Source organism: Aquimixticola soesokkakensis (assembly GCF_900172375.1).
Classification (GTDB): Bacteria; Pseudomonadota; Alphaproteobacteria; order Rhodobacterales; family Rhodobacteraceae; genus Aquimixticola; species Aquimixticola soesokkakensis.
The window spans coordinates 204,318-214,167 of sequence record NZ_FWFS01000009.1; the positions used below are offsets into that span (position 1 = coordinate 204,318).

The window sequence follows — 9,850 nt, forward strand, 5'->3', positions numbered from 1 at the left end:
GACAATTCTCTGACCATCCGGCGCCCTGCGCGCTGCCTGGAATTCGCGATGCTGCCGCCCCGACCTGATGGGGCGGCGACCATCAGCGCCGTGAGGAGACGTTGAATGAAGTTTTTGAATCGCATCAAATTGGCGCGCAAGCTGCCGGTTTTCATGGTCGGACTGACGGCGATTGCCATCCTGATCAGCAGCATCGTGTCCTATCAGGCCGCGTCGAAATCGCTGCTGGTGGAGGCGGAATCAAAACTGAGTGTCGTTGCGGATGCGCGCACCACCCAACTGACGGATTTCCTTGATTCGATCCATGTGGACATCGAAAGTCAGGCCGCAAACCCGACCGTCGGCTCGGCGGTGCGCGGTTTTGGCGAGGCATGGCGCGCCATCGCAGAGGACCCGCAGGGCTACCTGCAAAAGTGGTATATCGAGGACAATAGCTTCGCACAGGGCGAGAAACTGAACCTCGACTTTGCAGAGGACGGCTCCGCCTATAGCCAGGTTCACAAACTCTACCACCCGTATTTCCGCTCGCTCGTAGAACAGCGTGGATATTACGATGTGTTCATCGTCAACGAGGGGGGCGATATCGTTTACTCCGTCTTCAAAGAGATGGATTTTGCCACCAATATCAATGACGGCATTGTGGATGGCACGGGGCTGCAATCGGTGATCACCGCCGCGCTGGCGGCCACGGAGCCGACGGTCGTCTTTGCGGATTTTCAGTCCTATGCGCCCTCTTACGGGGCTCCGGCCTCCTTTATCGCGTCACCGATCATTGACCGTCGTGGCAATGTGAAGGGCGCGATTGCGTTCCAGATGCCGATCAGCCGCATGGATGCGATCATGAACAGCCCCGACGGGCTTGGGGAAACGGGCGAGGCACTGCTGTTTGGCACCGATTACACCACCCGGACCTCTCTGCGTCTCGACCCCGAGGCCAAGCCGCTGGAAACACCGGTCAAGGGCCCCGCAACCGAAGCGGCCCTGCGCGGTGAGCGCGGTATGGTCACCGCGCTGATTCCGCGTGCAGGCACGCAGGCAGAGGTGTTGATTTTCCACCGCCCGCTGCAATTCGAAGGCATCAGCATGGGGGTTCTCGTCTCCCAGGAGGTCAACGAAATCATTGCGCCCGCCAAAGCCCTTGCCTTCAAGATGATGTGGCAGGGCGGCCTGATGATCTTGGGCGTCGGGATCATCGGCTATCTGATTGCCCGCTCGGTGTCGCGCCCACTGACCTTGGTCGAGCGTGCGATGCGCACCGTCTCGCAAGGCGACTACGGGATCAGCGTCGAAGGTATTGAACGCCAGGATGAAATCGGCGGCATTGCGAAAGCCCTTGATGATTTTCGCGGCGCCTTGTCGCGTGCCCAACAGGCCACGCGCGACGGTTTGTTCAAAGGCGCAGCCTTTGAAGGGTCCTCCGCGGCCTTGATGATGATCAACACGGATTTCGAAGTCATCTACATGAATTCGGCGGCCTCGGCCCTGATGAAGGCCCATGATACCAGCTTTCGCCAGACGGTCCCGAGCTTTGATGCTGAAAAGATCGTCGGTCAAACAATTGATATATTTTACAAAAACCCAAAGGAGATCCGCCAGACGCTTTCCGATCCGGCGAAACTGCCCTTTTACACCGACATGAAGGTGGGCGAGACCTATCTGGCGCTCGATGTGAATGCTGTGGTCGATCTCGAAGGGCAGCAAATCGGCTGTGTGATGGAATGGAAAGACGTCACCGAGATGCGCAAGAATGCCGCCATCATCGAGGCCCTGGATGCCAATCAGGCAAAGGCCGAGTTTTCTCTGGATGGCAAGCTTCTGGTCGCAAACGAAAACTTCTGCAAATTGGCGGGGGCGACCTCTGAGGAACTTGTGGGACGTGACCACGATCACCTCTTTGCCTTTGATCCGGCGCTGGCGGCAAAGCGTGGCGCGGTCTGGGATCGGGTGACGGCGGGCGAAAGCGTCTATGGCCGCTTCAACCTGACCGATGGGGCGGGGGCGACCTCGATCATTGACGGGGCGTTCAGCCCGGTCAAGGAACAGGGCGGCAAGCCGTTTCGCGTCATTCTGCTGGGCAATGACATCACGCAATCCCAGCAGGCCCTGCGCGACGGCGAAGTCCGGCGCGAAGAAATGCAGGCAGCCCAGCAATCGGTTGTGGATGCGCTGCGCGTCGGCTTGAAAAAGCTCGCGGATGGCGATCTGACCAGCAAGATCGAGACGGTTTTCGCGCAAGACTATGAAACCCTGCGTGCCGATTTCAATCTGGCGATGGAAAACCTGTTGAACGCCATGAGCAGCGTTGTCGAGAATGCCGATATGATCCGCGGCGAGGCGTCGGAAATTTCCAACGCTGCAGACGATTTGTCACGGCGCACCGAAAAACAGGCGGCAACGCTTGAGGAAACGGCGACCGCGCTTGACCAGCTGACCTCCTCGGTCCGCTCTGCGGCGGATGGGGCCAATCAGGCCTCCGAAATGGTCGCCTCCGCCAAATCCAACGCCGAGGCCTCGGGCAAGGTGGTCGAAGAGGCCGTCCGCGCGATGAGCGAGATCGAGTCGTCATCGGAGCAGATTTCCAAAATCACGTCTGTGATTGACGATATTGCCTTCCAAACCAACCTGCTGGCGCTCAACGCGGGTGTCGAGGCGGCGCGGGCCGGTGAGGCGGGGCGTGGCTTTGCGGTGGTGGCCTCCGAGGTGCGCGCCCTGGCGCAGCGCTCGTCGGATGCGGCGCGCGAAATCAACGATCTGATCTCCCAGTCGGGCACCCATGTCAAACGCGGCGTCAGCCTGGTCGGAGACACCGGGGAGGCGTTGCGCGGAATCGTCGTTTCCGTGTCCGAAATCGCCAATCATGTCGCCGAAATTGCGGTCAGCTCGCGAGAGCAATCCTCAGGCTTGGCGGAAATCAACATCGCCGTGAACCAGTTGGATCAGGTGACACAGCAAAATGCCGCCATGTTCGAGGAAACGACCGCCGCCAGCCATTCGCTGACCCGCGAGGCCGAAACCCTCACCGTGACAATGGCGCGCTTTACCATCGACAGCGGGCGACGGCAGGCCGCAGCGCGGGCTCCGGCCACGCCGCCTGCGCAGACACGCGCTGCCGTGACAGCCCCTGTCGTCAAGCAGGCGGTGAACGCTCCGGAAATGCCCGGCGCCGCCTCGGATGGCGGATGGGAAGATTTTTAGGAGGCCGACCGAAGGGCAGTGCGCCCACAGGCGGCGGCGTTTTAAAGCGGGAGTATGAGTTTGAAAAAGATCCGTGTTCTGATCGTCGATGATTCAGCGACGATGCGAAAATTGATCCGCACGGCGATCAGCGCCGACCCACGCATTGACGTGGTGGCCGAAGCCAGCGATGCCCGTGAGGCGCGTGATGCGGTCAATCTTCACGCGCCGGACGTGATGACGCTGGATATCGAGATGCCCAATATGAGCGGGCTGGAATTTCTCGAACGGTTGATGCGTCATCGCCCGATGCCGGTTGTCATGATATCGACCCTGACGCGTCAGGGAAGCGCTGCCGCCGTCGAGGCCTTGGCGCTCGGCGCGGTGGAATGCATCGAAAAGCCGCGGTATGGCAATGCGCAAGACACCTTCGAGAAGCTCATCGAAGCGATTTGCGTTGCCGCCAATGCCCGGGTGAAAGATGCAGCCGTTACGCCGCATGTCGCGCGGGTGCAGTCGGGGCAGACCTATCAAAAAATCTGCCTGATCGGCGGCTCGACCGGTGCTGTGGACGCGATCGAGCGGATTCTATCCCGCTTTCCTGCGGATTGCCCGCCGACAATGATCACCCAGCATATGCCGGCCCCGTTCTTGGCGAGTTTTGCGGCGCGGCTGGACCCGATTGTGAAACCGCATGTCACTTTGGCCGAAAACGGACGGCCCCTGCGCGCAGGCGAGGTGGTCCTGGCGCCGGGGGGCGATTTCCATCTGGAACTTGGACCGGAAGGCACGCCCGTAACCCGCTTGCTGCAATCGCCGCCGGTGTCGGGGCATCGCCCGTCGGTGGATGTGATGTTTCGCTCGGCCCTGTCGCACGCGCCGCGCGTGGTTGCGGCAATCTTGACGGGCATGGGACGTGACGGTGCCGACGGCTTGACCGCGTTGCGCGACGCAGGGGCTGTGACCCTAGGGCAATCGAAAGACAGCTGCGTCGTCTTTGGCATGCCCCGCGTTGCCGGGGAAATGGGCGGTGTCAGCGAATGGGTCGATCTCGAGGATATGGGGGACCGCATTTTGGCCCTGGCGGCCACCGCGCCACGGAGCGCGGCGCATGGGGGATAATCGTCCGATGCAATCTTGCTACATCACCCAAGGGGAATTCGCGGTCGGTGATCGACCAGGCATCGTTATTTCAACGATTCTAGGGAGTTGTGTCGCCACTTGTCTGTGGGACCCGCAAAAGCAGATCGGCGGCATGAATCATTTCCTTCTCCCGGAGGGGGGCGGCGATGCGACCAAAGGTGTCAGTTCCTACGGAGCGAATGCCATGGAGCTGTTGATCAATGCGCTGATCCGGCACGGGGCCAATCGCGACCGTTTGCGCGCCAAGGTTTTTGGCGGCGCGCAGATGTATCGCGGTCTGACCGATGCCGGCACGCTCAACGGGCGGTTTGTGCTTGATTATCTCGAGCGCGAAAATATCCCTTGCGAGGGTAAAAGTCTGGGCGGGACGCATGCACGGCGGGTTGAATTCGTGCCCTATGAAGGCAAGGCGCGGCAAAAATACGTCTCTGACGCACCGATCCGCGCGGTCGCGGCGGTGGTTCTTCCGGCCAATGAGGTCGAACTGTTCTGATCCGCGGCGCTGGGGGGCAGATTGGCTGTGGCCTGCACAAACCATCGGGCGTTCAATTTCGGGCTGGGGCATATTTGGCTTTTCAGCCTCCCGTTTCCATGTAATAGGGACGTGCCAAATCGATCACCCAAAGGAGACACCCGATGGAGATTCGCGAGGCTCTCACCTTCGACGATGTATTGCTGGTTCCCGCTGCGTCCAGCGTTTTGCCGTCCACGGCAGATACATCCACTTGGGTGACCCAATCGATCAAATTGAACATTCCGCTCATGTCGTCCGCGATGGACACGGTGACGGAGGCGCGTATGGCCATTGCGATGGCGCAGGCGGGCGGCATCGGGGTGATCCACAAAAACCTCGACATCGAGCGGCAATCCATCGAGGTGCGCCGCGTCAAACGGTTTGAGTCCGGCATTGTGTACAATCCCGTGACCCTGCGCGCCGATCAGACCATCGCCGATGCACGCGCGCTGGCCGAGCGCTATAATTTCACCGGCTTTCCGGTGGTGGACGCCAATCGTCGCGTGGTCGGGATCGTGACCAACCGCGACATGCGCTTTGCGACCTCCGACGACACGCCGGTTTCGGTGGTGATGACGGCTGACAATCTGGCGATTCTGCACGAGCCGGCGGACCGCGATGAGGCGATTTCCCTGATGAAAGCGCGCCGCATCGAGAAGCTGCTGGTGACGGATGCGAGCGGCCATCTGACCGGTCTGCTGACGCTCAAAGACACAGAAACCGCCGTGCTGAATCCCTCTGCCTGCAAGGATGGCCTTGGCCGTCTGCGCGTGGCGGCTGCAACGGGCGTGGGGGATGCGGGGTTCGAGCGGTCCTCGGCGCTGGTGGATGCCGAGGTGGATATCATCGTCATCGACACGGCGCATGGCCACTCGCAAGGGGTGCTTGAAGCCGTCGAACGTGCCAAAGTCGCTTTTGGCGATAAGGTTCAGATCATCGCGGGCAACGTCGCCACGGGCGAGGCGACCAAAGCGCTGATCGGTGCTGGTGCGGATGCGGTCAAGGTCGGCATCGGCCCCGGGTCGATCTGTACCACGCGGATGGTGGCAGGCGTGGGCGTGCCGCAGCTGACGGCGATCATGGATTGCGCCAAAGCCGCCAAAGACATTCCGGTGATTGCCGATGGCGGGATCAAGTTCTCGGGCGATTTTTCCAAGGCCATCGCGGCGGGGGCCTCTGTGGCCATGGTCGGTTCGATGATCGCGGGCACGGATGAATCCCCGGGGGAGGTGATCCTCTATCAGGGTCGCTCGTTCAAAGCCTATCGGGGCATGGGGTCGCTGGGCGCGATGGCGCGCGGATCCGCGGATCGCTACTTCCAAAAAGACGCCGCCTCCGACAAACTCGTGCCCGAGGGCATCGAGGGGCAGGTAGCCTATAAAGGTCCGGCTGGCACCGTGTTGCATCAGCTGGTCGGCGGTCTGCGGGCCTCGATGGGCTATACGGGCAATGCGACCGTGGCGCAGATGCGCAAGAATTGTAATTTTGTGCGCATCACCAACGCGGGCCTCAAGGAAAGCCATGTCCACGATGTGCAGATCACCCGGGAATCGCCGAACTACAGGATCGGGTAAAGTTATATATTTCAGTGCGTTACGGAGGCCGGGGCGGGAAATCGCTCCGGCTTTTTTGTCGGAGCGCACCGTGAACGGGACGGAACATACCCTGAACTGGACATTGCATCAGTTGCTGGACTGATGCAGGTTGAGATAGCCTTGCCCGTCAACTGATGCATCCTTCAACGCCGGATTACGCGGATCAATCCGACGTAATCGCCAGACGGCCAGCTTCAGGAAAATTCCTGGTCGGCGAGTGCGGTTGTATTTGTGGGCAGCGGCGACCAGGCGGCCGTATGTGTTGCGTGTCATGTCAGTCAAACATCAGCATTCCCTCGAGACCTCGTCGCGACATGCTGAAGTTCCTGGTATGCAGACATCTCGTCAAGGGCCCACCTCAGCTTATGCATGAGCCCCCGGGCACCGTGCATCCGATCTCTGCGCCGCTTGGTTCCGGAGATGTAGAACGGGAACTCCTTGCCGTCCTCGGCGGCGGCATCTGCGATCTGCATCCACTCAGAATACTCGCTCCATGCATCACTGAGCGCCTCGTGTATTTTTTCGATCTCCTGATCCGTGATCGTTGTTGCGCTCATGCCAGACTCCTTTTTCTGAAAAGGAATTAGTCCCCGGAGCCGATCAAAAAAAATTGGGAATGCGCACGAAATGGCGTGCTGGGACACATCTCCTATTCAACACACCCCGCACGCCTCTCGGCGAAGCGCAACAGCGGGGTTTTCAGTCAGCCGATCGCCGGGTTCATGACCGGATGATGCTGGCAAACGACAGGGCCGGGGATCTACTGATACCCCGGCTCACATTACCTGCGACCCTGAATTTTGGTGTTCGTCTCAACTGCGGCACGCCTCGGCGATGACCGCCAGCGCCTCAAGCGTTGGGTTCGTGTCCGGCCGATTTTGTCAACACGGACTCACTTGACTGCAAAGAGGATGCCCCGCGCGGAGGGCAGGCACCGGGTTCGCTCCGGTCCGGAAGCAAGAGGGCGGGTCTCAAGATCCGCCCTCGGCAATTTCAGTGCTTGCGCTCACTCAGCATCCCAAGCAGCTCTGCCTCTGCAGATACTTCAGCATCGCCGTCGCGGTGAGCCTCATCCCAAGCCGCTGCCTTAGCTTCTACAGCCTCGAACACGTCCCGGTTCACAAGCACATAGTCAGCCCCGTCCTGGCGCTCGATATGCACCGCACTCTGCGCCAGAGGGCTCTTCTCAATCGGGCCCGCAAAAACATCAACAGCCGCGCCCAATTGCTTGAACGCAGTCTCAAATTCATCATCTGCCACAATCTATCCTCACAATTTTGACGGCTCTCATATCGAAGAGCTGTCATATTTGCGAGGGTCATCTCACCCGCTGTTTTTGACGCGCCGTTTTAACCGGCGCTATCGCTCGCCCCTGATGCATATCTCGATGGTCACGTTCTGCGTGAGACAGCATGTAGCCGCGCTGCAGTTGCTTATCGACGAAAGCTGTTACGCCCTCATCTCTCAACTCCTTTGCTGCGTCCCTGAAATTTTCCGAAACACCCTTTCCGATTTCAATTCGAGCATGTGCAAACAGTAGGCCGCCTTTCATGTCGTTGCCGGTCATGAACTTCCATCCGTCCAAAAATTGTTTGGAGCGCAACTGAGCGGTCTTTATCTGCTCTGGCGTCGGCGTGTCATCGAAGCCTGCCGCAAGCTTGTTGCCCGAATATATTTTGTAACCATTAGTCAAAGCCGTCGGCCAATGCGCTTCGCGATCGCGCTCTGTCCAGCCGTAGTAGTTGCCGCGGTTTGACAAATCTTCGCGGGCATAATCATATATCGCTTTGACAAATGTGCTTGCGAAAGTCGCGCCCGGCAATGCAGCAAGCCGTCCGAGCTCAATTTCGCGCCAGTCTTTTTCGACATAAACAGCATCAATTATTTTATCATCTTCGTATTGTGTAGTCATGTTTAGTCTCCGTAACCGCCCGGCGGGGAGGCGGAGATCTTTGTGGTTTCTGATTATTGAATGTCGCCGTAGAGCCTGGCTGTTTCTAACCGCTTTTTCTCAAGCAGAGTTTCGATCCGAACGCTAAGCCTACTCAAGAGAAACGCTGGTTCCGCGATCTCAGTTTCGTCCATCCGTGCGATTTCGAGTTGATCCGTTTCGCTACGCACAAAGTCGCAGTCTTCGCGGACGTGTTCTTGATCATCGCAAAGATGTAGCTTGAAGATTGTTTTTTCCGTCATTTGTTCTTCTCCATTTTCAGTGTGCATCGGGCGCTGTGTCACTCCGATACAGTGGAAATAGAGAAGGGATTCCTGATTCAAAATGAAATCAGGATTTTTTAGTATTCGACTGAATAATTCGCTATGATCGTCTAATAGGCGTCGGGTCAGTAGTCTTTTGCACGACACCATCCCTTCGAATTGTTGTTGTTCTGACTGTTTCGACGCCGCGATGTGCGACCTCAATTCCGACGCTATTAACTTCAGCATCTTCACCCCCAAAGCAACGATGCATAGCATCCAGTATACCCACGTCGCCGAGCGTGTTGACGCGAGGATCGGGGTTGTTGCGAACGCTGGGCACGGTGCCAGGGAAAAGGTAGATGCAGGGTGGGGGCAGTCGATAAGGGCCGATGTCTGTTAGGCGATCCTCAGCACCGCGCAGCTTGGGGCAGGGTCTTGCGGTCGTTCCGCAGATCCAGTCCCATACAACCAAGCCGTCTATGCGCTGGTTGCGGTCTATCATCTCCGCACTGAGGCGTGTGTGAATGCCGGACCAGACGTTGTGTCTAGGGGCGGCACCTGGATTGCTGCACACACTCCATACGATAAACTCATCGACGTGCGGAGGTCGTTGGAATATGTTTGTGTTGTTGCCGTCAAGACACCCCTTCAATTCGATGATAGCTGTCCGACCGTTGTTGAGCTCGACAAAGTAGTCATGACGATTGGCCTCACCCGCAGAACCCCAGTCAGCAATGTAACCGCCGTCTTGCATATACGCTAAAACCAAAGATGAGGTGCCCCTAGATTTGTAGACGCTTTGCTTGATAATTTTGGAAGCAAAGGACGATGCAAATGTCAAGGCAAATTCGCTACTCGGATGAGTTCAAGATCGATGCGGTGGCGCAGGTCACGGAGCGGGGTTATTCGGTCAAGGAGGTCGCCGAACGGCTCGGGGTGAGCACCAAATCTCTCTACACTTGGATGGCGCAATTTTCGAAGCCGCAGAGGCAGACGGATCAGGATGCCGAAGTTCGCCGTCTCAAGAAAGAGCTGGCCCGGGTCACGGCGGAGCGCGACATCCTAAAAAACCATTCTGGGCCGACGCCCGCCTGTGCGCGGTAGAAACAGCCTGTGCTACACTGACGCCGAAGGGCAGTTGCCGATGGCTTATTGGTGGGCTGGACCCCGTTAAAAAACGTGGCACATGGGCTGATGCGCACTTGAGAGTGGTGACGTCGCGGTTGTG

At 58.6% G+C, this 9,850-nt stretch carries 8 protein-coding genes and 1 pseudogene; 5 read left to right on the top strand and 4 right to left on the bottom strand.

The annotated features are described in order from the left end of the window. Nucleotides 1–105 precede the first annotated feature (105 nt). The 4 genes from AQS8620_RS12750 to guaB all read left to right on the top strand — a co-directional run bounded on the left by AQS8620_RS12750 (nt 106) and on the right by guaB (nt 6,405). The gene (locus AQS8620_RS12750; protein WP_085837284.1) at nt 106–3,195 is read left to right on the top strand and encodes a methyl-accepting chemotaxis protein; all 3,090 of its coding nucleotides are present in this window, start codon (nt 106–108) and stop codon (nt 3,193–3,195) included. A 54-nt stretch (nt 3,196–3,249) separates the two neighbouring features. Next, a complete protein-coding gene (locus tag AQS8620_RS12755) occupies nt 3,250–4,296 on the top strand; it encodes a protein-glutamate methylesterase/protein-glutamine glutaminase (protein WP_085837285.1) in 1,047 nt (348 codons plus the stop codon). Nucleotides 4,297–4,429: 133 nt separating this feature from the next. Beyond that, nucleotides 4,430–4,810 (top strand): chemotaxis protein CheD, encoded by a 381-nt coding sequence (locus tag AQS8620_RS12760; protein WP_234990484.1) that lies wholly within the window; start codon nt 4,430–4,432, stop codon nt 4,808–4,810. A 143-nt stretch (nt 4,811–4,953) separates the two neighbouring features. After that, nucleotides 4,954–6,405: an IMP dehydrogenase gene (gene guaB, locus AQS8620_RS12765; protein WP_085837286.1), complete on the top strand. Its 1,452-nt coding sequence runs from the start codon at nt 4,954–4,956 to the stop codon at nt 6,403–6,405. 299 nt (nt 6,406–6,704) lie between these two features. On the opposite strand, the gene AQS8620_RS12770 is transcribed toward guaB, so the two are convergent. The 4 genes from AQS8620_RS12770 to AQS8620_RS16920 all read right to left on the bottom strand — a co-directional run bounded on the left by AQS8620_RS12770 (nt 6,705) and on the right by AQS8620_RS16920 (nt 8,898). Next, complete coding sequence (locus AQS8620_RS12770; RefSeq protein WP_085837287.1) at nt 6,705–6,983, bottom strand: hypothetical protein; 279 nt, start codon at nt 6,981–6,983, stop codon at nt 6,705–6,707. A gap of 436 nt (nt 6,984–7,419) precedes the next feature. Continuing rightward, nucleotides 7,420–7,686 carry a hypothetical protein gene (locus tag AQS8620_RS12775; RefSeq protein ID WP_085837288.1) on the bottom strand — a complete coding sequence of 89 codons (267 nt, stop codon included), beginning with the start codon at nt 7,684–7,686 and terminating at the stop codon, nt 7,420–7,422. Nucleotides 7,687–7,744: 58 nt separating this feature from the next. Next, nucleotides 7,745–8,338 carry a hypothetical protein gene (locus AQS8620_RS12780; RefSeq protein WP_085837289.1) on the bottom strand — a complete coding sequence of 198 codons (594 nt, stop codon included), beginning with the start codon at nt 8,336–8,338 and terminating at the stop codon, nt 7,745–7,747. Nucleotides 8,339–8,391: 53 nt separating this feature from the next. Beyond that, nucleotides 8,392–8,898 carry a hypothetical protein gene (locus AQS8620_RS16920; protein ID WP_143267520.1) on the bottom strand — a complete coding sequence of 169 codons (507 nt, stop codon included), beginning with the start codon at nt 8,896–8,898 and terminating at the stop codon, nt 8,392–8,394. 558 nt (nt 8,899–9,456) lie between these two features. Here AQS8620_RS16920 and AQS8620_RS12795 point away from each other — a divergent pair. Next, nucleotides 9,457–9,690 (top strand): annotated as a pseudogene (locus AQS8620_RS12795) (transposase); the annotation flags it as partial. Nucleotides 9,691–9,850 lie beyond the last annotated feature (160 nt).